We start from the raw sequence: 22,012 nt of genomic DNA on the forward strand, positions 1-22,012 counted from the left end.
CACACGAAGTCGCAGCTAAAACTTTAGGTTTAAAGCGTTACGCTCCCCGGCATTCGAGTCCGGGAGCGGCTCAGCCGCCGCGGCACTCGCACCCCCCACAAGGCACAGGAGAATGAGTGTGCGTGACGGCGATGTAGGCGATGTAGTGGTGATCGGCGGCGGCTATGCGGGCGTCCGTCTGGCGAAACGATTGGACGGGATGGCGCGGGTCACGCTCGTGGATCGCAAGGAGGTCTTCTTCCATCGCATCGCCTCCCTGCGCGCAGGCGTGCACGCGGATTGGACGGCGACCCCCTTCATTCCGTACGACCGGCTGCTGCGCAACGGTCGCGTGGCCGTGGGCAAGGCGGTGCGCGTCGACACCACCGAGCGGCAGGTGGTGCTCGCCACCGGCGAGCGGCTGCCCTACGACGTGGTGGTGATCGCCACCGGCGCCGACTACCCCGAACCGGCCCGCTTCACCGGCACCACCACCGAGGAGGCGGCCAAGTCGTTCGCCGCACACCAGCAGAAGATCGCCACCGCCGATCAGGTCCTCGTCGTCGGCGGCGGCCCCTCCGGCGTCGAGCTCAGCGCCGAGATCCGCCTGGCCCGGCCGGACGCCCGGGTGACGCTGGCCCACTCCGGTTCGGCGCTGCTCGACAACACGGGGAGCGCGCGGGCCGGGCACAAGGCCCGCGCCTGGCTGGAGTCCCACGACGTGGAGGTACGGCTCGACTCCTTCATGTCCCCCGGCAACGACTTCGGCACCTATCGCGACGCCCGCGGCAGCGTCATCGACGCCGACCTCTCCTTCTGGGCGACCGGTACCACGCCCAACACCCTGTGGCTGCGACTGGCCGGGCACAGCGACTGGCTGAACCGGGCCGGCCACGTGAGGGTCGACCGGATGCTCCGGGTCGAGGGCCGGCTGGACGTCTTCGCGGTCGGTGACGTGAACGACGTCAGCGAGCTCAAGATCACACCCGTCGCGATCGCCCAGGCGGACCTCGCCGCCCACAACATCCGCTCGTACCTGCACAGTTCAGGCAAGCACCGCAAGGAGCCGCGCTTCTACCGGCCGATCCACCGCACCCCGATCATCGTGCCCTTCGGCCCGGCCAACGGACTGACGGTGCTGCCCGTGCCGGGCGGCGAGACCGCGGTCCTCGGCAACCGCACCACCACCCTCGCCAAGGCGAAGACCCTGATGACCCCGTACATGAGGCGTCAGCTCGGCTACACCGCGGCCTGAGGACGCCGGCGGATCAGTACCTGTCCCGCCCGGTGGTCGCCGGGCGGGACAGGGGTTCCCCGGAACGTGCGGGAGCGGATCAGCTCTCCGCGCTGATGAACTGGCTGGTCGGTGCGTCCGGTGACCTCCGGACAGTGCCGCCTTCGCCGTCTCCTCCCTCGGAGTCGAGGTCGAGGAACCGGCTCCGGCCGTTGTCCTCGGCGAGGCCGTAGTCGCCCCCGGCCTCCGCCGTCTCGAAGCCGTTGTCGGCCTGCCTCATGTAGGGGATGGCGTAGACGTTCCTGCGGTGGATCTGCCGGCGGCTCTCCGCCGCCTCCGCCTCGGTCGCCATGTCCGAGGGCGGTCCGTCGGTCGGGGGCGAGTACGGGACGACGCTGCTCAGCCAGGCGATGATCTGGGCGCCCGGCACGGTGATCGTCGTGCCGTCGAAGGTGGAGGAGAAGCGGCGGGTCGAGGAGCTGTTGGTATAGCTGCCCGACAGGGAGAACGGTCCCCATCCGACGGAGGCGCCGGCCGACGTCGACTGAGACGCGAGCTGGAGGTCGCTGGTACTCCAGTTACCGCTGATCTTGATGTCGCGGGCGACGATGAAGGACGTCGTCAGGAGCGGGAAAACCCCCTCGTTCTTGTCCACCTGGCCGGTCGAGTAATCACCGGGCCGGCGGCCTGCCGTGCTCCAGCCGTGCAGGGAGGCAAGCGCCGTGTCCAGCCACCGACGGCGGACTTCGACCCTGCCGTAGCGGAAGGAAATGGTGATATTGCTCGTCGACGTGCTGAGGTCGTATTGGCGCCTTTCGCTGGAGCCAGAGGCACCGACCCGCCAGAGCCCGAAATTCACGCCGCCGCCCGCCCCGTAGCGGGAGAAACGAGAGCTTTCGTTGATGCGTATACGGTTCGACTGAATGGTCTGCGAGGCGAAATTCGCCGCGCCGGACTCGGTGAACCAGTTTCCCGGGAACGCCTCGCAAGGATGCCAGAAGACTCCGGGGTTGCCGAGGCTGCCCTTTCGTGTCTGTTCGTACGTCTGCCGCGCCCTGGAGAAGATGTTCGCCAGGGTGGACTGCTGGTACTGGCCGAGGGTGGCCACCGCGTTCTCTACGACACCGGGGCGCGCCGCCTGGAGATCCTTGTAGGCCATGTCGACGGGAGCCTGCAGCACGGGGGCGAGGATCGCCCACTTCCGGGCGTCCTCGGGCTTGCTGAGGTCGTACTGGAGGTAGTTGGTGAGGTAGCTGGTCAGGGCCGCCGTGTAGGCCAGCATCTTGTTCTTGTAGTTGCGGTACAGCGGGGACTCCACCTTGACGGTGACGGGCAGGCCGTTCTCGTCGTAGTCCACGCCGTCGACGTAGAGCAGGTTGAACGCCTTGTTGAACGCCTCCTCGCCGGCCGGGTCGGGCGGCGGGGGTTTGACGTTCGCGCGGACGATCTCGCCGTACATGCCGTCGATGCTGGAACCGCTCGCCACGTAGCCCGGGCTGAGGACCGGGACAGGATCCACCAGGGTGGCGAAGTTCTCCGCCGTCGCGATCGAGCCGTTCGTGTTGGTCGGCGACCAGGGATTCGCGAACTGCGCCGGATCAATGGGATTTCCGGGCAGCTGGAACGACATGAAGGTCGTCGCTTTGGGGAGGATCGGCCGACCGCCGCCGATTGCCGGAGGCGTGGTCGTCAACGCGTCGAATATCGCGTCGTAGACCGCTTGCATCAATTGTTTCTGATTGATCGCCATGCAATTCTCTCCCAGAATCGGATCACTGTCCCACAGGTGCTTGAGGAACTGTCTATAGCGTCCTACGCCCGGGAAGAGGAGCCGTCAACGAGGAATGAGCGCTACCGCAAGCGGAAAATTGCAACGGCTGGAAAAAGGCGTCGAGTAAGTTCTCTGTTCTCTGTTGCATGAGAGATTGCGCGGACCACAAGTGGTGCTTGACCCGCCGCCCTGCCCGCCCGTCCGGGCCCGACGGGGACTCATGCCACGGTCGAGTGGTCCGGCCTGGACCTCATCAGCGGCTGGATGCGCGTACCGAAGTTCTCGATGCCTTCGAGGAAGTCGTCGAAGACCAGCATGATTCCCTTGGTGCCGGACACCTCGGCGACCTCGTCGAGCATCCTCGCGACGGTCTCGTACGAGCCGACGAGCGTGCCCATGTTGAAGTTCACGGCGCCCTCGGGCAGCGAGATGGTCCTGGCGGTCGAGGAGTCGTCGGCGGTCTTGTCCGTGGCCGATTCACCCGCCATGTACGCCAGCGCCGCGAGATCGGCGTTGTCGTGGTAGTCCTTCCACTTGGCCCGGGCGGCCTCGTCGGTCTCGTCCGCGATGACCATGAACAGCGAGAGCGCTCCGACGTCGCGGCCGGTCTTCTTCGCCTCGTGCATGAGCGTGGCCGTGGAGTCCGAGAGCGCGAGCGGGGTGTTGACCCCGCTGCCCAGGATGAAGCTGTAGTCGGCGTGCTCGGCGGCGAACCTCATTCCGGTGCCGCTCTGCCCGGCGGCAACGATGTCGATGTGCCCGTTCTCCGGGCGGGGAGACAACACGCAGTCGTCCATCTCGTAGAACTCGCCCTTGAAGTCGCTGACGCCCTCGCTCCACAGCTCCTTCATCACGGTGACGTACTCGGCGGCCCGGGCGTAGCGGTTGCCGAAGTGCTCGTCCCCGGGCCACAGGCCCATCTGGGAGTACTCGCCGGGTGCCCAGCCGGTGACGATGTTGACGCCGAACCGGCCGGGAGCGATCGAGTCGACCGTCACGGCCATGCGCGCGACGATCGCCGGTGGCAGCGCGAGGATGGGCGTGGAGGCGTACAGCTTGATCCGGTCCGTCGCGGCGGCCAGGCCCGCCATCAGCGTGAACGACTCGAGGTTGTGGTCCCAGAACTCCGTCTCGCCGCCGAACCCCTTGAGCTTGATCATCGACAGTGCGAAGTCGAGCCCGTGCTCCTCGGCCTTCCGCACGATGGCCTTGTTCAGCTCGAAGGTCGGCATGTACTGCGGAGAACTCTTCGATATGAGCCAGCCGTTGTTGCCGATGGGGATGAATACGCCGATGTCCATGCTGCTCCTCAGCGGGTCGGGGGTGTCTCTCGGGGAAGAAGTGCCATGCCAGTGGGCCGTACGGAGGCGTCGGTCCGCACGTTCAGGACGAGCCCCCGGTGCGATCGATCAGCAAGGGCTCCGGTCCTCGTGCCCGGTGAACCCTCAGGGCAACCCGAGGTAACTCGGCCTCGGTTCCGGGCGGGTGCCGGGCGGTTGAGTCTCGTGGGCAGCAGGGCGGAGCGGACGGCGGGATTCCCGCAAGGGACGGTCTCTGCCGAGGCAGGAACGTTAAAGTTCGTCATATGAACGCGCGGCTGGCCTTGCTCGGCACGGTGGATCCCGGTGTCGCGGAAAGTGAGGTCTTCCGGCTGGCGCTCCAGCATGCGGTGGGAGAGCTGGGTGCCCTTGGCGGAACGATTCATCTGCGCGGCCCCATGTCCGCGCTGTGCCTGGTGTCGGTGACCGGGCTCCCTCCCGCCCTCACCCGCTCCTGGGAGATCATCGACCAGGAGGGCCCGCTGGCCCCCGCCCGCGCTCTGCACCAGGGCAGTGGCGTGTGGGTGCCCCTGAACTCCGCCGGGCACACCGATCCGGCCGGGTCCTCGCCGGAAGCGCCGGAAGCGCCGGAAACAGCGGAAGCGGCGAAAACAGCGGATACCGCGGATACCGCGGAAGCGGCGGACATCACCTGGCCCGGCACCGGTCTGGCCGCGCTACCGGTGCTCAACGGGGACCGCAGCATCGGCGCGCTCACGGTCCTGACGGGCGAACGGGGCAAGCCGACCCCGCAGCAGTGGGACTTCCTCCGGAGCGTCGTCGCCTGGACCGAGGAGCGCATGGTCCAGGCGCCGCCACCGTCCGGACCCGCACAGACGGAGCTGAACGGTGAGCGCCTGCGGCAGGCCCTGAAGGAGGTCAGTGTCGGCTCGTGGGACTGGAACATCCGGACCGGCGACCTGATCTGGGACGACGCGGCCCTGGATCTCTACGGCACCAGACGGGACGACTTCACCGGCAAGGTCGAGAACTGGATGAGGATCGTCCACCCCGACGACCTGGCGCCGACGCTGGCCGCGGCGCAGAGGGCCATACGCGACCACTCCGTCTTCGAGGCCGAGTACCGGGTACGCCGCCTGGACGGCACGTACGGCTGGACGCAGGCCCGTGGCAGGGCGACCTACGACGAGCAGGGCGAGCCCCAGCGAATGATCGGCGTGGGGTGGGAGAGCAACGAGTCCCGGTCCGCCCGTGACGCGCTCAGCCGGGCCCTGCGCCATATGAGCGATGGCTTCCTCGCGGTGGACGACGAGTGGCGGATCACCTTCGCCAACCTGGAGGCGGAACGCGCGCTGGGCCTGTCCGAGGAGGAGCTGTTCGGGCGCGTGCTGTGGGATCTGCCGTCCGCTCGTCAGGTACCCGGCCTGGAGATCCGCTGCCGGAAGGCCGCGTCCGAGGGGAAGCCGGCCGGCTTCGACGTGCACACGTCGGACGGCGGGCACCGCTACCACCTGCGGATGGTCCCGGGGCCCGACGGCCACACCCTCTATTTCGCCGACGTCACCGAGAGACGGCGCCTGGAGGAGGAGCGCCGGGCGACAGAGCGCGCCGCGTCCGAGCGCTCGGACCGGATCGCGGAGCTGACCGCGGCGCTCGCCAAGGCGTCGACCTCACAGGATGTGGTGGACGCGGTCGCCCGGCGGGTGCTGCCGCCGTTCGCCGCCGCCGGACTCCTGGTACAGGTCATCGAGGGCGACCGGCTCTGCAACGTCGGAGCCGTCGGCTACTCGGACGACTTCCTCGACCTCGTGAACGGCCGCTCCCAGACGGCGTGCAGCCCGGCCTGGAACGTGATCACGTCCGATACGCCGGTGTTCCTGTCCTCGCCGCGGGAGTACGCCGAGTACGCACCCGACCACGCCGACCTGCCCGCACGCGCCGACAAGCAGGCGTGGGCGTTCCTGCCGCTGACCGCGTCCGACCACACCTTCGGGGTGTGTGTCGTGGCCTTCGACCAGCCGCGCCGCCTCACCGACGAGGAACGCATCCTGCTCACGACGATCACCGCCCTCGTCGCACAGGCCCTGGAACGGGCCCGGCTCTACGACTCCGAGCACACCCGGTCCCGCGAACTCCAGCGCAGCCTGCTCCCCCGGGGCCTGCCCGAGCTGCCCGCGTGCAGGGCCGCCGCCCGCTATCTCCCCGCGGGACAGGGCATGGACGTGGGCGGCGACTGGTACGACATCATCCCGCTCTCCAGCGGCCAGGTCGCCCTCGTCGTCGGCGACGTCATGGGGCACGGCCTGCCCGAGGCGGCCACCATGGGCCGCCTGCGCACAGCCGTCCACACCCTGGCCGACCTCGAACTGCCGCCCGACGAGATCATGAGCCACCTCAACCACATCGTCGGCGGCATGGGCGAGGAGTCGTACGTCACCTGCCTGTACGCGCTCTACGACTCCACCACCCAGGTCTGCTCCATCGCCCGCGCCGGACACCCGCCCCCGGCCCTGGTCCACCCCGACGGCACCGTGCACTTCCCGGAGCTGGCCCCCGACCCGCCGCTGGGCGCGGCGGAGCCGCCGTTCGACACGGTCGAGCTGACGGTGCCCGAGGGAAGCCTGCTCGTGCTCTACACGGACGGACTCGTCGAGTCGGCGAAGCGCGACATCGACGAAGGCATGGCGGAACTGGCCCGGCTCCTGCGCACCGCCCACGACGACGGCACCGGCGCGGACCTGGAGCACCTCTGCGACACCCTGACGGGCGGCCTGCTCCCCGCGGAGCACCAGGCCGCCGACGACGCGGCGCTCCTCGTCGCCCGCCTCCACGCCCTGACCGGCGACAGGGTGGCCTCCTGGCCGCTCGCCGAGGACCCGAGGGCGGCCGGCCAGGCCCGCCGCCATGTCCGCGAGCAACTCTCCGTCTGGGGCCTGGACGACCTGACACCCACCACGGAACTACTGGCCAGCGAGCTGGTGGGCAACGTCGTACGCCACGCCAAGGGCCCGGTCAGCCTGCGTCTGCTGCACAGCACCGAGCTGACCTGCGAGGTCTTCGACGGCAGCCTCACGATGCCCCGCATCCGCCGCGCCACGGACACCGATGAGGGAGGCCGCGGCCTGCAACTGATCACGGCACTCTCCCAGCGCTGGGGAACGCGCTACACGGCGACCGGAAAGTGCATCTGGGCCGAGCAGGCCCTCCTCGGCTCGGACAGGCGCGGGGAGAAGCCGTCCGATGCCCTGGACCTGATGTTCCTCTCCACGGAGGGCTTCGACGGAGACCTGGACGCGCTGCCCTTCGGGGACGAGGACCAGTAGGGACTCGTCGCCGGCACCGTCCCGTCCACCTGCGGGGCGCTGCCGTTCTTGAGCATGTGTCGGAACCCGCGGGGCCGGGAGTCTGACATCTGTCCATGGTGCGACCGGAGAGAGCTCCCTACGTTCGGTGTACGCGAGATTCCGCGTCGGGCGATCCTCGGCGTTCTTCGCCGGCCGGCCCGGCCCTCTCCGTAGCGGACGAGCCCTGACTCCCGTGCGGCTCTCGGTCTCCTGCCTGGGCCTCAAGCCTTCCCGGCCGCCGCCTCTCATCCGACCGGAGGACACCCATGAGTGCTGCAAGCAGTCGTTCCCCCGAGCCCCGTACCGCCCTCACCCGTAGCCGAGCGGTCATGGAGAAGGAGCCCGGTGATCCGGGCGACCTCAGGTGCCACTGCGGCCGGTTGTTCGTCCGATGCGGTGGCTGCCAGACCCCCCGTTGCCTCGACTGCGACCCCTACCGGTCCGATGACTGCGCCTTCGATCTCTGAGCACGCGCCGGACACAGCCGGTGAAGCCCCGCCCCCCGGGGACGAAGCACCACAGCGGTACTACGTCGTGATCGGCGGCGACGTGGCGCGCAGGGTCTGCGGTTTCCTCCAGTCGGAGGGACACCTCGTGTGCCATCTGACGCATCCCACGGACCAAGATCTGCGCCGGGCCCTGAACCGGGAAGTGGCAGGCGTCGCGGTCCTTTTCGACGACGATGCCGAATCCTTGCGCTACGCGCTCGCCGTCGAGCACATCCGTCCCAACGTCACCCTGGTCGTGTCGGTCTTCGACCGTACGGTTGCCGAGCAACTCGCGCGCGTGGTCCCGAACTGCCAGGTCACCTCGTCGGCCGATGTCGCCGCACCCGTCCTGCTGGCCGCCTGTCTCCATCCCGGCCTGCTGGCACTCGACCGGACACCCTCCGGGCATGTCGGCGCCCGCTGGGAGGACGGCGAGGTGCGCCTCGAAACGTACCGGCCGCCGCGCTCCCTGAGATACCAGGCCCTGCTGGGCAAGATCAGGGGCCAGTTGCGACCGCACGACGGCAGCTCACGGATCATGCTGACCGGCCTTGCGGGGCTGTTCGCGGTGCTCCTGGCGGACTGGATCTGGTCCGTGACCCTCAATCACCGGCCGCCGGTGGAGGCTCTCTTCGAAGCGGTACGAACGGTGGCGGCCGTCGGCCCCGCAAACCCGCACGGATCAACCGTCTACCTGGTGTTCGCCAGCATCGCCATGCTGACCACCATCGCCTTCACCGCCGTCTTCACCGCCGGAATGGTCGACCGCCTGCTGGCCCCACGCTCGATCGGCATGATCGGCCCCCGGACACTTCCCCGGACGGGCCACGTCGTGGTCGTCGGGCTCGGACAGATCGGGCTCCGGCTGTGCACCCGGTTGCAGGACCTCGGCTTCGGTGTGATCGCGGTGGAACGCGACCCCGCGGCCCCCAACCTCCGGCTGGCCAAAGCGCTGGGGATCCCCGTCGTCATGGCCGACGCCAGGGACAAGTTCGTCCTGCGCAAGCTCGGCCTGCACACGGCCCAGGCGATGGCCGCCGTCGCCTCCGACGACCTGGACAACATCGCGGTCGCCGTGGCCGCACGAGCCGTAGCACCCGATCTGCGGGTCGTCATCCGGGCGGGCGATCACGAGGCCATCGCCGAGACCCAGTCCCTGTTCAGCATCGGCATCGTCCGCGACCTCGCCAGCCTGACCGCCGCGTACACGACAGCGAGCCTGACCGGACTGCAGCCGAGCGGAGTGCTCGCACACGGCAGACGGCTCCTGGTGCGGAGCGCGAACGGAACCTGCACCCAGTGGCCGCACGCCGTCCGGTGCGACCACCAACAGGACAGGCGTCAGGACGGGCGTCAGGCACCGCGAGAGACGAGCGACTGACCGTGGAACCGTGAGAGACAGGCGACTGATCGAAGGCCGCGGGATTCACGCGATGCGTGGTGGGCGCGCCCCGCATAGCCTGAAGGAGTGAAGCGCGTTGTCGTCGATCATTTCGGCGGGCCCGAGGTCTTGAGGGTCGTGGAGGACGACGATCCCCGACCGGGGCTGGGCGAGGTGTGCGTCAGGGTCCTGGCCGCCGGAGTGTCGTTCACCGATGCCCAGCTGCGCGCGGGCACGTATCTCGGCGTACCGAAGCCGCCGTTCACGCCTGGCTACGAGCTCGTCGGCGTCGTCGAGGAACTGGGCCCGGGCTGCTCGAGGCTGAGCGAGGGAGACCGCATCGGCGCGCTGACGGTGTGGGGCGCCGACGCCGAGCGCGTCTGCGTGCCGGAGGCGGAGGCGGTCAAGGTGCCCGAGGACCTCGACCCGGCGGAGGTCATGAGCCTCGTCTTCACCTACATGACCGCCTACCAGCTGCTGCACCGTGTGGCCAAGGTGAGGAGCGGCGAGACGGTGCTCGTGCACGGTGCGGCCGGCAGGGTGGGCACCGCGATCCTCGAACTCGGGGCGCAGGCCGAGCTCCGCCTCTACGGGACCGCTTCGGCACACGACCGCGCCGCCGTCGAACGGCTCGGCGCGGAGGCGATCGACTACCGCGGCGAGGACTTTCTGGCGCGGGTGCGCGAGCTCCCCGGGAAAGGCGTGGACGTCGTGCTCGACGGGCTCGGCGGCGCGGTGTCGCTGCGCTCCTTCCGCGCCCTGCGGCCCGGCGGAAGGCTTGTCCTGTACGGCCACTACGCCACGCTCTCGCACGGGCACAAGAGCCGGCGAGCGTGGGTTGAGTGGTACGCGGCGACCGCCACCCTCTGGCTCTGGGGCCTGCTCTCGACCCGTCGGCGGGTGCTCGCCTACCGGATCCAGAAAATGCGCGACCGTCACCAGGTGCTGCCCGTGGCCGGCGGCCACCGAGCGCTTCCCGTGGGGGGAGGCCCTCGTGACCCGGACGGCTTCCGGGAGGACTTCCGCGCGCTGCTCGAGCTGCTCCGTGAGGCCCGGATCCATCCGGTCGTGGCCGAGCGGCTGCCTCTGTCCGACGCCCGTCGCGCGCACGAGATGCTCGAGCGCTCGGCGGTGAAGGGGAAGCTCGTGCTCGTGCCCTGAGCCGAGGAGGACACTCGCCGATGGTGCGCGACGGCCCTGACGACCAGGTTGCCGGGGGCGTGTCCGGTGGAGCTCGGCGGGCGTCGCGGACGCGCCGGCCCTCGCCGCCGACGCGCCGGCCCTCGCGGGCGCGCTACCTGCCCATCGCCGAGCACGGCCTGATCGGCGACCTGCACACCGTCGCACTCGTCGGCACCGACGGGACGATCGACTGGTACTGCTGCCCGCACTTCGACTCGCCGAGCGTCTTCGCCGCGATCCTCGACGCCGACCGCGGGGGCCTGTTCCGCATCTCGCCCGACTGCGAGGGCTGGACCTCCAAGCAGCTCTACCTCCCCGACACCAACATCCTCGTCACCCGCTTCCTGATGCCGGACGGCGTGGGGGAGGTGCAGGACTTCATGCCCCCACCGCGCACCGGTGAGGCGGCGCACCGCCACCGCATGATCCGCCGGGTGGTCGCCGTGCGCGGGCAGATGAGCTTCGTCGTCGACGTCGCCCCGCGCTTCGACTACGCGCGCGCCCGCCACGAGGTCGCGCCCACCCCGCACGGCGCGCTCTTCCGCTCTCCCGACCTGGCGCTCAGCCTCTCGACGCGCTGCCCGGTCGAGATCGTGGACGGCGGCGACGTCCGCACCCGTATCGCCCTGCGGGCCGGGGAGACGGCCACCTTCGTACTCGACCGTGTCGAGTCCGGCGGGACGCGGACGCCGTACTCCGATGCCGACATCGACGCCGAGTTCGACGCCACCGTGTCGTTCTGGCGGCGCTGGCTGCGCCGCTCCCGCTACAGCGGGCGCTGGCGTGAGACGGTGCACCGCTCGGCGCTCACGCTCAAGCTGCTCACGTACGAGCCCACCGGCGCGATCGTGGCCGCCCCCACCACCAGCCTGCCCGAGGAGCTCGGCGGCGGGCGCAACTGGGACTACCGCTACACATGGATGCGCGACGCCGCCTTCTCGCTCTACGCGCTGCTCAGGCTCGGGTTCACCGAGGAAGCCGACGCGTTCATGCGATGGCTGGAGGGACGCTACCGCTACACCGCCGACCGCGAGTCGGGCCCGCTGCAGATCATGTACGGCATCGACGGGCGCGAGGACCTGCCCGAGGAGGAACTCCCGCACCTGGAGGGCTACATGGGCTCGGCGCCGGTGCGGATCGGCAACCGGGCGGCCACCCAGCTGCAGCTCGACATCTACGGCGAGCTGATGGACTCCGTCTACCTCGGCAACAAGTACGGGACGCCCCTCTACCACGACGGCTGGATGGAGCTCACCCGCAACCTCGAGTGGCTGATGGACCACTGGGACCAGCCCGACGAGGGGATCTGGGAGACGCGCGGCGGCCGACGGGACTACACGTACTCCCGGCTGATGAGCTGGGTCGCGGTCGAGCGGGCGATCCGGATCGCCCGCCAGCGCGGCCTGCCCGCCGACCTCCCCCGCTGGATGACGGTCCGGGACAGCATCTACCACCAGATCATGGAGCGCGGCTGGCACCCCGCCCGCCGGGCGTTCGTCCAGCACTACGACACCGACGTGCTCGACGCCTCCCTGCTGCTGATGCCCCTGTGCAAGCTGGTCGCGCCCACCGACCCGCGCTGGGTCTCCACGCTCGACGCCATCACCGCGGAACTGGTGTCCGACAGCCTCGTCTACCGCTACAACGTGGAGGCGTCGCCCGACGGGCTCGCCGGAAAGGAGGCGACCTTCTCGATGTGCTCCTTCTGGTGGGTGGAGGCGCTCGCCCGGGCCGGGCGGCTCGACGAGGCACGGCTGGCCTTCGAGAAGATGCTCACCTACGCGAACCACGTCGGGCTGTACTCGGAGGAGATCGGGCCGACCGGCGAGCAACTCGGCAACTTCCCCCAGGCTTTCACGCACCTGGCGCTGATCAGCGCCGCCTACAACCTGGACCGTCGGCTCGGGTGAGCGTCGGCGAACTCGCGCCCCCCGGCCGCGCGGCCGTCACGGTCCGAGCCATCCATTCCCGCGGAGGTGACCATGCCTGAACTTCCAGACGTCGAGGGATTCCGGAAGGTGCTCGAGTCCTGCGCGAAGGGCAGGGTCATCCGGCGGGTCGACGTGCGCGACACGGGCGTACTGCACGGCGTGAACACGCGGCGGCTGCGCGACGCCCTGGAAGGCCGGCGTTTCACCGAGCCGGAGCGGCACGGGAAGTGGCTGCTCGCTCACACCGGCGGCCCCACCCTCGTGCTGCACTTCGGCATGACCGGTCAACTGCTCTGCGCCCATCCCGACGATACGGTCGAAGCCCACGACCGCGTCCTGTTCACCGTGGGCGGCGAGCGTCAGCTCCGCTACCGCGACCAGCGCAAGCTCCAGGGCCTCTGGCTGGCCCACGACGACTCCGAGGTCGCACGGCTGCTGGACCGCCAGGGCCCCGACGCGATGGCGGTGGACCGCAAGCAGTTCGAGGCCGAGCTCTCGTCACACCGCGGCAGCATCAAGACCGTCCTCACCGACCAGACCGTCCTGGCCGGACTCGGCAATCTGCTCGCGGACGAGATCCTGTGGCGCGCGAAGCTGCGCCCCACCAGCCGGGCGAGCGATCTCACCGAGGCCGACCGCCGTCGCCTGTACACACACATGCGCCGCACCCTGCGTTCCGCGGTCACCGCCGGCTGCGTCCCACCGCGGAACTCCTGGCTCACCGGTCACCGCGACGCCCCCGTCCCGACCTGCCCGCGCTGCGGCACCCCCCTGCGCCGGTCCCGCATGGCGGGCCGCAGCACGGTGTGGTGCCCGCAGTGCCAGTCGCACGGTTCTTGAGCCACGTCGGCGGACCGCACAACGAGAAATGATCCCAAGTCGGCCTACGGTCAGGCGGCGGTGGCCGGCGACTCCCAGGAGCCCAGCCCCTGCTCACGCCCCGCGCCAGGCGCTCAGCAATTCCTCGGGGCCGTAGGTCGCTTGGAGCCCGGAACAGCTGACCCCGTTGCGGGAGACCGCCACGAGCGGTACGGGCTCGTCGGTGATCGCCGCGCGGTGCTTCTGCAACGCGGCCAGGTCATGGTGGTCGAACGCGGAGTTCTCCAGCCACTTGACCGAGCCGAGGAAGTGCAACTGCTTGGCCACCGGCTGCCGGTCGGCGCCCACCAGGTCGATTTCGACGTCGTTGCTGCGGGTCCAGTACCCGCCGATCGCCGGTGTGGCGGGCAGGCGCCCGTCCGGCAGGAGACGGGCGAGGGATTCCCGGACCAGGGGCTCGATCGCGCGGCCCCGCCAGCTCGTCCACTGCTCCTTGATCCGGCTCAGAGTGAGATCTCCCCGCATCCGCTCGATCTCCGCCATGTGCGGATCCAGAAACGCGAGCCAGAACCGCACGTAAGGGTCGGCCACTCGGTAGCGGCGTTCCTTCGACGGCCGCAGGGAGAGTGGCAACTCCGCTGCCACCACCCGTTTTTCGGTCAGGACTTCCGTGGCTCGGGTGAGAGTGGTGTGGGCGATGCCGCCGGCGGCGCGCGCGATGTTGGTGAAGGTTCGCTCCCCGGTTCCGATGGCCCGCAGGACTTCCCTGCTCATCGCCTGCGGTGGAAACTCCGCGGCCAGTGAGCGCTCGGCGGAGACCAGCAGCGCCGAGATCGGGTTGTCCAGCGAGTCGCGGAGGAACTCCCAGATGTCCGCTCCCGCCCGCCACTCCGCGCAGATCAGCGGGAGACCGCCCGTGATCAGGGCGGCGTCAAAGGCGGCCGCCGGCGGAAGTCCCAGCATCTCGCCGATGTCGGCCGGGTTCAGCGGCCCCACGACCATTTCCCGGCCGCGCTGATGGAAGGGGCGGTCGTAGCTGTTCAGCGCCTCCATCATCGACAGGTCGGATCCGACGAGGAGGAGGAGTACGGGCTTGCGGCTGAGCAGGCGGTCCCATGCCCGCTGGAGCATGCCCTCGAAGGCGTCGACGCGGTCCATGAGATACGGGACCTCGTCGATGACGACCACGCTCGGGCTGTCGTCGGGCAGGACCTCCGCAAGCAGCCTGAATGCCGCGTTCCACTGCTCCGGGGTCTCCTCCGAGAACAGTCCCCGCTCCGGCAGGGTGGATCTGGCGACGGCGTCGAGCAGCTCCGTCAGTTCGTCCTCCGCCGTGCCGCCCGCCGCGGTGAAGAAGAGGTACGGCGCCTCGGTGCGCCGGAGAAACTCCTCGACGAGGCTGGACTTGCCGACCCGCCGCCTCCCTCGCATGAGGATGCATTGCCCTGGTTTCGCCGACCCTGCGGCATCGCGAACCGCTTGCAAGGCGCTGCGGAGCACGCCCAGCTCGCGGTCCCGCCCGATGAAACGAAGCATGGAGACACTCCTGCAGGAGATAGTATCGACAGAGATACTATCGCCATTGTAACCATCTTGCGCGAGGGTTTCTGTGATCCGGCAGTGCAACCGGCGCGCGCTCGCCTGTGGACCTGGATGGCGCGCAGCTCGCGTGCGCTCTTTTTGGGCAGGGCATGCAGAACGGCTTCGAGGTGATCGCGGAAGTAGCGTCCGGGGGCGTCTGGGATCAGCTGTGGCCGTCTGCCGGCGATGGACGCTGGGTGCGCGGACTCCGCCCTGTGCGCAAGTTCCGCTCCGGACAACAAGCGGACGGTCGCTGTCCATGGTGGAGCATGTACGGATTTCGAAGTCCGTCCCTAGCCTTGCTGCGCATGAGACATCCGGGCAGCCCCACATTCCGGCTTGCCCCGGGCGCTCTCGAAGAATCGCCAATGGTGCGGAATCCGCACCTCGCCTGCCTCCACAAGAGCACGCAGGTGTGCTCCCGCCGCTGAACTGCCGCAGCGGACTGGTATCGGCCAGTGCGTCCACGGCGTCGCACCCGCACAGCCGCACCCTTCCCATCGCCCTGCCCCATGGCTCCGGCCGGGCGAGTCAGAACGCCGAATCTTTGAACCCCTAGTCAAGGATGTCCATGAGCTCGACGAGCGAGAACAAAGTGTCGTCCGACACCCGCGAACAGACCGCTCCCGCGGACGGTCTCAAGGCCGGTCTCAAGGACCGTCATCTCTCGATGATCGCCATCGGCGGTGTCATCGGCGCCGGTCTCTTCGTGGGTTCCAGTTCCGGTATCGCCACCGCAGGCCCCGGCATCCTCCTCTCCTACGCCTTGGTGGGCACCCTCGTGGTGCTGGTGATGCGGATGCTCGGCGAGATGTCCGCCGCCAACCCGACCTCGGGTTCCTTCTCCGCGCACGCCGACCGCGCGCTCGGCCGCTGGGCGGGATTCTCCATCGGCTGGCTCTACTGGTTCTTCTGGGTCGTCGTGCTCGCGGTCGAGGCGACCGCGGGTGCGGTGATCCTGGAGGGCTGGATGCCGGCCGTGCCGCAGTGGGCGTGGGCGCTGATCGTGATGATGGTGCTGACCGCCACCAACCTGGTCTCGGTCGGCTCCTACGGCGAGTTCGAGTTCTGGTTCGCCGGGATCAAGGTCGTCGCGATCGCCGCGTTCATCGTCATCGGCGGGCTCGCCGTCTTCGGGGTGCTGCCGGGCGCGGACAGCGATACGGCCGGGCTGGGCAACCTCACCGACCACGGCGGCTTCCTGCCCAACGGGCCGGGCGCCATCCTCACCGGTGTGCTGCTGGTCGTCTTCTCCTTCATGGGCAGCGAGATCGTGACGCTCGCCGCCGGGGAAACCGACAATCCGCAGAAGGCGGTCACCAAGGCCACCAACAGCGTGATCTGGCGGATCGCGGTCTTCTACCTCGGCTCGATCTTCGTCGTGGTCTCCCTGCTTCCCTGGAACGACCCCTCCGTCACGGAGAAGGGCAGCTATGTCGCCGCGCTGGACTCCCTCGGGATCGCGCACGCCGGCCAGATCATGAACTTCATCGTGCTGACCTCCGTGCTGTCCTGCCTCAACTCCGGCCTCTACACGGCCTCCCGGATGGCGTTCTCGCTCGGCGAGCGAGGGGACGCGCCGAAGGCGTTCGCCCGGACCACCTCGCGCGGTGTGCCGCTCGCGGCGGTCCTGGCCTCGGTCGTCTTCGGGTTCGTCGCGGTCTTCTTCAACTACGCCTACCCGGACTCGGTCTTCCTCTTCCTCGTCAACTCGTCCGGCGCCGTGGCACTGTTCGTCTGGCTGGTGATCTGCTTCTCGCAGCTGCGGCTGCGGAGGGTCATCCAGCGGGAGACGCCGGAGAAGCTCGTCGTGAAGATGTGGCTGTATCCGTACCTGACCTGGGCGACGTCCGCGCTGATCGTCTTCGTCCTCGGGTACATGCTGACCGACACCGAGGGCGAGAGCAGCGGACGGACGACCGTGCTGCTGTCGTTGCTGGTGGCGGCGCTCGTCGTGGCAATCGCGCTGGTTCGTGAGCGGATCGGTTCCGCTTCCGGCCCGGGGAAGGACCGGCGGAACGATACTCCCGCACGGCCGTAGGGCAGTACGGACGGAACGTCGCACGGCCCGCCCCCATCGGCTGCGATGGGGGCGGGCCGACAGCGCCCCCGGGGAGCGTCCTGGCTCTTCAGCCCGGCGGGATGCGCGATGCGACGGGACCAGCGGGTCGTCGGCACCGTCCACGGGCCGCGTCTGCCGGCAGTACCCGATCGGCGTGCCCGGGCACCATGGCGTGGGATTCCGGCCCGCATCCTGTCCTGCCTCGGCATCGAACCGGTCGTCACCGAACCGCACCCGAAGCGGCTCATCGCCGACACCGCCCGCCGGCTTCGTGCGGCCGGCACGGACCTGCTCGAGATCCCCGCCACCTACTACGACGACCTCGACGCCCGCTACGAGTTCGCCCCCGGTGAGCTGGACACCTACCGGGAGCTGGGCATTCTCTACGACGGGCGCGGACCGATCTGCGGTCACAGTCTCTGACCCTGCGGTGTGAGAGCGGCGCAACGGAACTTCTCACGTGGTCTAACAGGTCGGAAACCGGGCGCTCCGGCGGTCGGACTAGCTTCGTCAGCATGAGGGTGTGGATGCCGGTACGGTCGCTGCACGGCAGGCTTGCCGCAATCGGCAAGGGCGGCTTCGGCACGGGCAGTTCAGTGCGCCGCAGGGGCCGAACGACTCCTGGCCGACGGCCGATGCCTGGTTGGCGCAGCATCAGGGGCAGGGTGGCGGTGGTCATCGCGGTCCCGATCTGCCTGCTGCTGGCGGTGGCCGGTCTCGCCGTACACGGCCGCGCCGAGGCCCTCGGCGATGCCCGGACGACCCGGGGCGAGGTCGGCCTCAGCTTGCGCATCCAGGCCCTGGTGCACCAGCTGCAGCGCGAACGCGGCTTGACCAACGGTCTGTTGGGCGGTGCGGAGGAGTTCCGTCCACCGCTCTCCACCACGCGCGAGCGTGTGGACACGGCGCTGCGTGGAATGCGTAGCGAAAGCGCGGTCGAGGACGTCGTCCAGCGGCACTTGCGGCGCCTCGCCGACATCCGGGCCGCCGCCGACAGAGGCACAGCCGACCAGGCCGCGACCCTCACTTTCTACACAGGCGCCGTCGATGCCCTGAACACCGTCGATCCGGTGGCGGAGACCGCGACGGGCGCGGACCGTCAACTGCGCGACGGGCTGGCCGCGTTGCGGGAGCTGGCTGCGGCCAAGGAGTCCGTCGCTCTCGAACGCGGACTCCTCAACGGCGTGTTCGCCCAAGGCGCCTTCCAGGGCCGCGCGTACATCGATTTCAGCGAGATACGCGCCACACGTGTCGCCGCCCTCGCCCGCTTCCGGCAGGTCGCCACCGCACCTCAGCGCGCGGCCCTGAGGAAAGCCTTCGGAACCGAGGACGCCGAACGCGCCACCGCCTACGAGAAACAGGCGGAAGGCGCCGCCGACGGCTCCCGGCTGAGCGCCGATGTCGGCACCTGGTGGGACGCGATGACCGTACTCGTCGACGATCTGTACGCCGTCCAGCAGTCGGTCGGTGACGACGTACGGGACCGGGCCGACCGGCTCAGCCACGACGCCGAGCGGAACCTCGCCGCCGATCTCGTCGGGGGAATGCTCATGGCCGCCCTCGTCGCGGGTCTCGCCGCTTTCGCGTCCCGTTCCCTCACGCGCCCGCTCCGCGCGCTCGCCGAGGCCGCCCACGACGTGGCGCGGCATCGGCTGCCCGCAACCGTCGCCCGTATCCAGCAGTCCCCGCAGGACCATGGAGAACTCCTCGCGCCGGCGGACGCCCCGGAGAATCCCGATGCACGGCTGCTGGGCGGCGCGGCCGAGATCGCCGAGGTCGCAGCGTCCCTGCACCAGGTGGAACACACCGCCCTCCACCTGGCCGCCCAGCAGGCCGGCCTGCGCCGCAACACCACCGAATCGCTCGCCAATCTCGGCCGCCGCAACCAGAACCTCGTGCGTCGCCAGCTCAGCCTCATCACCCGCCTGGAACAGCAGGAACTCGACCCGGACGCTCTCGCCGAGCTCTTCGAACTCGACCACCTCGCCACCCGTATGCGGCGCAATGCCGAAAGCCTGCTGGTCCTGGCCGGGCAGAATCCGCCGCGGCCCACGGCAGCACCCGCCGACGGCCTGGAGGTCGTCCAGTCCGCCGTCGCCGAGGTGGAGCAGTACCGGCGGGTCCTGATCGCGACCGTGGAGCCGGTGCGGGTGCGCGGGCACGCCGTCGCCGATGTCGCCCACCTCCTCGCCGAACTCATCGAGAACGGGCTGAATTTCTCGCCCCCGACCGAACCGGTCGAGGTGCACGGCTGGTACGACACCGAGGACGACACGTACTGCTTCGCCGTCGTCGACCACGGCATCGGCATGTCCGAAGCCGACAAAGTACGTGCGGGCGCCCGCCTCTCCCACTCCGGCGAGGAGGCCCTCCTCGCCGCACCCACCCGGTTCCTCGGCCACCTCGTCATCGGCCGACTGGCCCACCGCCTCGGTGAAGGCACCCAAGTCCACCTCTTCGACACCACCGGCGGCGGCCTGTCCGCACTCCTCGCCCTCCCCGGGCGTCTGCTCGCCCCCGTGGAGGACGACTCCTCCGCCTCACCCCCGCCCGCCAGGCCCGCCGTCTCCTCCCTGCTCAACGGCTTCCGAGCGGGTGTCGCCCGCGCTGAAGCCAGAACCCCCCAAGGAGCGTCATCGTGACCACCGCCGTCCAGAGTTTCGGCTGGCTCGTCTCGGAGTTCGTGCGCACCACCGACGGCGTCACCGATGCCGTCGCCGTCTCCTCCGACGGCCTGCTCATGGCCGCCTCGGACAGCCTCGGCCGAGATCGTGCCGACCACCTCGCCGCCGTCGTCTCCGGCATCACCAGCCTCGCCCAGAACGCGGCGACGGCACACGGTTTCCACGGCATGAAGCTCGTCATGATCGAAATGCTTGGGGGCTTCCTCATGGTCGGCCGCATTCGCGACGGCAGCTGCCTGGGCGTCCTCGCCGCCGAAGGATGCGACGTCGGCCTGGTCGGCTACGAAATGGCCGTCCTCGCCGACCGCGCCGGCGAACTGCTCACCCCGCAGTTGGTACGCGCGCTGCACTCCGCTCCCATGTGAGCCCCGCCGGTGCGGACGCCGACGGCTGACTGGGACGGAAAACCAACTGAGACGGAAACCGAGACGGAAACCGTCGAAGGGCCCCACCGCGAACGGTGGGGCCCTTCGACATCGTGCCCGGTGAGGCACTGGCGGAGGATACGAGATTCGAACTCGTGAGGGGTTGCCCCCAACACGCTTTCCAAGCGTGCGCCCTAGGCCTCTAGGCGAATCCTCCGCCGGAAACATTACATGACGGCGGGGAGTGGTCGCGAACTCGTTCGTGCCGGTCGGATCAGGTACTCTGTGCGGAGCCCCTCACGTGGCGCTATCTGACTGAACTCCCCCAGGGCCGGAAGGCAGCAAGGGTAGGTTGGCTCTGGCGGGTGCGTGGGGGGCGCTTTGTGTTCGGCGCCGGGTTCGGGGGCCGGAAGCCCGGGTGAGCCAGGGGTTCGGTCGCGGTGAGCCTGAGGTCCGTTCCCGTGGGCGGTCCTTGTTGTCAGTGGGCGCCTATAACCTCGTATGTGTGTCGTCTCTCGCGCTGTACCGCCGTTATCGCCCGGAGTCGTTCGCCGAGGTCATCGGGCAGGAGCATGTCACTGACCCGCTGCAGCAGGCGCTGCGCAACAACCGGGTCAATCACGCGTACCTGTTCAGTGGGCCGCGCGGATGCGGGAAGACGACCAGTGCGCGGATCCTGGCGCGGTGTCTGAACTGTGAGCAGGGGCCCACACCCACGCCCTGCGGTGAGTGCCAGTCCTGCCGGGACCTGGCGAGGAACGGGCCGGGGTCCATTGACGTCATCGAGATCGACGCCGCTTCGCACGGTGGCGTGGACGACGCCCGTGACCTGCGCGAGAAGGCCTTCTTCGGGCCGGCCGGCAGCCGGTACAAGATCTACATCATCGACGAGGCGCACATGGTCACCTCGGCGGGGTTCAACGCCCTGCTGAAGGTGGTCGAGGAGCCGCCGGAGCACCTCAAGTTCATCTTCGCCACGACCGAGCCCGAGAAGGTCATCGGGACCATCCGGTCGCGGACCCACCACTACCCGTTCCGGCTCGTGCCGCCGGGGACCCTGAGGGAGTATCTGGGCGAGGTCTGCGGACATGAGGGCATTCCCGTCGAGGACGGGGTGCTTCCGCTCGTGGTGCGGGCCGGGGCCGGGTCCGTACGTGACTCCATGTCCGTCATGGATCAGCTGCTGGCCGCGGCCGGTGCGGACGGCGTGACGTACGCCATGGCGACCGCCCTGCTGGGGTACACGGAAGCGTCGCTCCTCGACTCGGTCGTGGAGGCTTTCGCCGCGGGGGACGGGGCCGCCGCCTTCGAGATCGTGGACCGGGTCATCGAGGGGGGCAACGATCCACGGCGATTCGTCGCCGATCTGCTGGAGCGGCTCAGGGATCTGGTGATTCTGGCGGCCGTGCCCGATGCCGCCGAGAAGGGGCTCATCGATGCTCCCGCCGATGTCGTGGAGCGGATGCAGGCGCAGGCGGGCGTCTTCGGCGCGGCCGAGCTGAGCCGTGCCGCCGATCTCGTCAATGACGGGCTGACGGAGATGCGGGGGGCCACCTCGCCCCGGCTTCAGCTCGAGTTGATCTGTGCGCGGGTGATGTTGCCCGCGGCGTACGGCGACGAGCGGTCCGTCATGGCCCGGCTCGACCGGTTGGAGCGGGGCGTCAACTTCGCCGGGGCGGGCGCCGGGCCTGCCATGGGATACGTGCCTGGGCCCGATGCTCATGCGGGGGCGCAGGGTGGTTCCGCTGCGTCTGCTCCGCCTGGTTCCTCTGGTCCCTCCGCTCCTCCCGTTCCGCCAGGGGGCGGGCCTGCCGCGGCTCGAGCCGCCGTGCGCGGGGCCCCGGGACCTGACTCGGCCCCGGCCGCGGCCTCGGCTCCGGCTCCGGCCGCGCCCGTCGAGCCGGTTCGGGA

14 protein-coding genes, 1 tRNA gene and 1 other RNA gene are annotated in these 22,012 nt (G+C 69.5%); 12 read left to right on the plus strand and 4 right to left on the minus strand.

What is annotated here, in order from left to right; genetic code table 11:
- Positions 1–112: 112 nt before the first annotated feature.
- Positions 113–1,234, plus strand: coding sequence for an NAD(P)/FAD-dependent oxidoreductase (locus FE633_RS41425; RefSeq protein ID WP_138050324.1), 1,122 nt, complete (start codon positions 113–115; stop codon positions 1,232–1,234).
- A 79-nt stretch (positions 1,235–1,313) separates the two neighbouring features.
- On the opposite strand, the gene FE633_RS41430 is transcribed toward FE633_RS41425, so the two are convergent.
- Positions 1,314–2,963 carry a hypothetical protein gene (locus tag FE633_RS41430; protein WP_138050325.1) on the minus strand — a complete coding sequence of 550 codons (1,650 nt, stop codon included), beginning with the start codon at positions 2,961–2,963 and terminating at the stop codon, positions 1,314–1,316.
- A 239-nt stretch (positions 2,964–3,202) separates the two neighbouring features.
- Entirely contained in the window at positions 3,203–4,285 is a 1,083-nt protein-coding gene (rutA, locus tag FE633_RS41435; protein WP_138050326.1) for a pyrimidine utilization protein A, read from the minus strand.
- 284 nt (positions 4,286–4,569) lie between these two features.
- On the opposite strand from rutA, the gene FE633_RS41440 reads away from it, so the two are divergent.
- The 5 genes from FE633_RS41440 (at position 4,570) to FE633_RS41460 (ending at position 13,430) form a co-directional block, all read left to right on the plus strand.
- Positions 4,570–7,587 (plus strand): SpoIIE family protein phosphatase, encoded by a 3,018-nt coding sequence (locus FE633_RS41440; protein ID WP_138050327.1) that lies wholly within the window; start codon positions 4,570–4,572, stop codon positions 7,585–7,587.
- Positions 7,588–8,052: 465 nt separating this feature from the next.
- On the plus strand, positions 8,053–9,477 hold the full coding sequence (locus tag FE633_RS41445; RefSeq protein WP_246114067.1) for an NAD-binding protein: 1,425 nt from the start codon (positions 8,053–8,055) through the stop codon (positions 9,475–9,477).
- A gap of 87 nt (positions 9,478–9,564) precedes the next feature.
- Entirely contained in the window at positions 9,565–10,638 is a 1,074-nt protein-coding gene (locus tag FE633_RS41450) for a medium chain dehydrogenase/reductase family protein (RefSeq protein ID WP_138050328.1), read from the plus strand.
- Positions 10,639–10,658: 20 nt separating this feature from the next.
- Entirely contained in the window at positions 10,659–12,569 is a 1,911-nt protein-coding gene (locus FE633_RS41455; RefSeq protein ID WP_138050329.1) for a glycoside hydrolase family 15 protein, read from the plus strand.
- Between the two features lie 72 nt (positions 12,570–12,641).
- The gene (locus tag FE633_RS41460) at positions 12,642–13,430 is read left to right on the plus strand and encodes an Fpg/Nei family DNA glycosylase (RefSeq protein WP_138050330.1); all 789 of its coding nucleotides are present in this window, start codon (positions 12,642–12,644) and stop codon (positions 13,428–13,430) included.
- Between the two features lie 93 nt (positions 13,431–13,523).
- Here the strand turns inward: FE633_RS41460 and FE633_RS41465 are convergent, their stop codons facing one another.
- Complete coding sequence (locus FE633_RS41465) at positions 13,524–14,945, minus strand: ATP-binding protein (protein ID WP_138050331.1); 1,422 nt, start codon at positions 14,943–14,945, stop codon at positions 13,524–13,526.
- Positions 14,946–15,561: 616 nt separating this feature from the next.
- On the opposite strand from FE633_RS41465, the gene FE633_RS41470 reads away from it, so the two are divergent.
- The 4 genes from FE633_RS41470 (at position 15,562) to FE633_RS41485 (ending at position 20,101) form a co-directional block, all read left to right on the plus strand.
- On the plus strand, positions 15,562–17,031 hold the full coding sequence (locus tag FE633_RS41470) for an amino acid permease (RefSeq protein WP_138050332.1): 1,470 nt from the start codon (positions 15,562–15,564) through the stop codon (positions 17,029–17,031).
- Positions 17,032–17,139: 108 nt separating this feature from the next.
- Positions 17,140–17,475 carry a VOC family protein gene (locus FE633_RS41475; protein WP_138050333.1) on the plus strand — a complete coding sequence of 112 codons (336 nt, stop codon included), beginning with the start codon at positions 17,140–17,142 and terminating at the stop codon, positions 17,473–17,475.
- Between the two features lie 242 nt (positions 17,476–17,717).
- Positions 17,718–19,694: a sensor histidine kinase gene (locus tag FE633_RS41480; protein ID WP_246114068.1), complete on the plus strand. Its 1,977-nt coding sequence runs from the start codon at positions 17,718–17,720 to the stop codon at positions 19,692–19,694.
- The gene (locus tag FE633_RS41485) at positions 19,691–20,101 is read left to right on the plus strand and encodes a roadblock/LC7 domain-containing protein (RefSeq protein WP_138050334.1); all 411 of its coding nucleotides are present in this window, start codon (positions 19,691–19,693) and stop codon (positions 20,099–20,101) included. Before FE633_RS41480 ends, FE633_RS41485 begins: the two co-directional genes overlap by 4 nt.
- 129 nt (positions 20,102–20,230) lie before the next feature.
- Here FE633_RS41485 and FE633_RS41490 read toward each other — a convergent pair.
- A tRNA-Ser gene (locus tag FE633_RS41490) sits at positions 20,231–20,318 on the minus strand.
- Between the two features lie 71 nt (positions 20,319–20,389).
- On the opposite strand from FE633_RS41490, the gene ffs reads away from it, so the two are divergent.
- Positions 20,390–20,488, plus strand: an RNA gene (ffs, locus tag FE633_RS41495) — signal recognition particle sRNA small type.
- Between the two features lie 118 nt (positions 20,489–20,606).
- Positions 20,607–22,012 (plus strand): DNA polymerase III subunit gamma and tau (locus tag FE633_RS41500; protein WP_138050335.1); only part of this gene is annotated, 1,406 nt, incomplete at its 3' end.

This window comes from Streptomyces montanus, assembly GCF_005786655.1.
In the GTDB taxonomy this organism is placed as follows: Bacteria; Actinomycetota; Actinomycetes; order Streptomycetales; family Streptomycetaceae; genus Streptomyces; species Streptomyces sporangiiformans.

Coding starts and splice junctions, on each gene's coding strand:
- FE633_RS41425 (WP_138050324.1), top strand. CDS start 113: ATGAGTGTGCGTGACGGCGATGTAGGCGATGTAGTGGTGATCGGCGGC.
- FE633_RS41430 (WP_138050325.1), bottom strand. CDS start 2,963: ATGGCGATCAATCAGAAACAATTGATGCAAGCGGTCTACGACGCGATA.
- rutA (WP_138050326.1), bottom strand. CDS start 4,285: ATGGACATCGGCGTATTCATCCCCATCGGCAACAACGGCTGGCTCATA.
- FE633_RS41440 (WP_138050327.1), top strand. CDS start 4,570: ATGAACGCGCGGCTGGCCTTGCTCGGCACGGTGGATCCCGGTGTCGCG.
- FE633_RS41445 (WP_246114067.1), top strand. CDS start 8,053: ATGACTGCGCCTTCGATCTCTGAGCACGCGCCGGACACAGCCGGTGAA.
- FE633_RS41455 (WP_138050329.1), top strand. CDS start 10,659: ATGGTGCGCGACGGCCCTGACGACCAGGTTGCCGGGGGCGTGTCCGGT.
- FE633_RS41460 (WP_138050330.1), top strand. CDS start 12,642: ATGCCTGAACTTCCAGACGTCGAGGGATTCCGGAAGGTGCTCGAGTCC.
- FE633_RS41465 (WP_138050331.1), bottom strand. CDS start 14,945: ATGCTTCGTTTCATCGGGCGGGACCGCGAGCTGGGCGTGCTCCGCAGC.
- FE633_RS41470 (WP_138050332.1), top strand. CDS start 15,562: ATGAGCTCGACGAGCGAGAACAAAGTGTCGTCCGACACCCGCGAACAG.
- FE633_RS41475 (WP_138050333.1), top strand. CDS start 17,140: ATGCGACGGGACCAGCGGGTCGTCGGCACCGTCCACGGGCCGCGTCTG.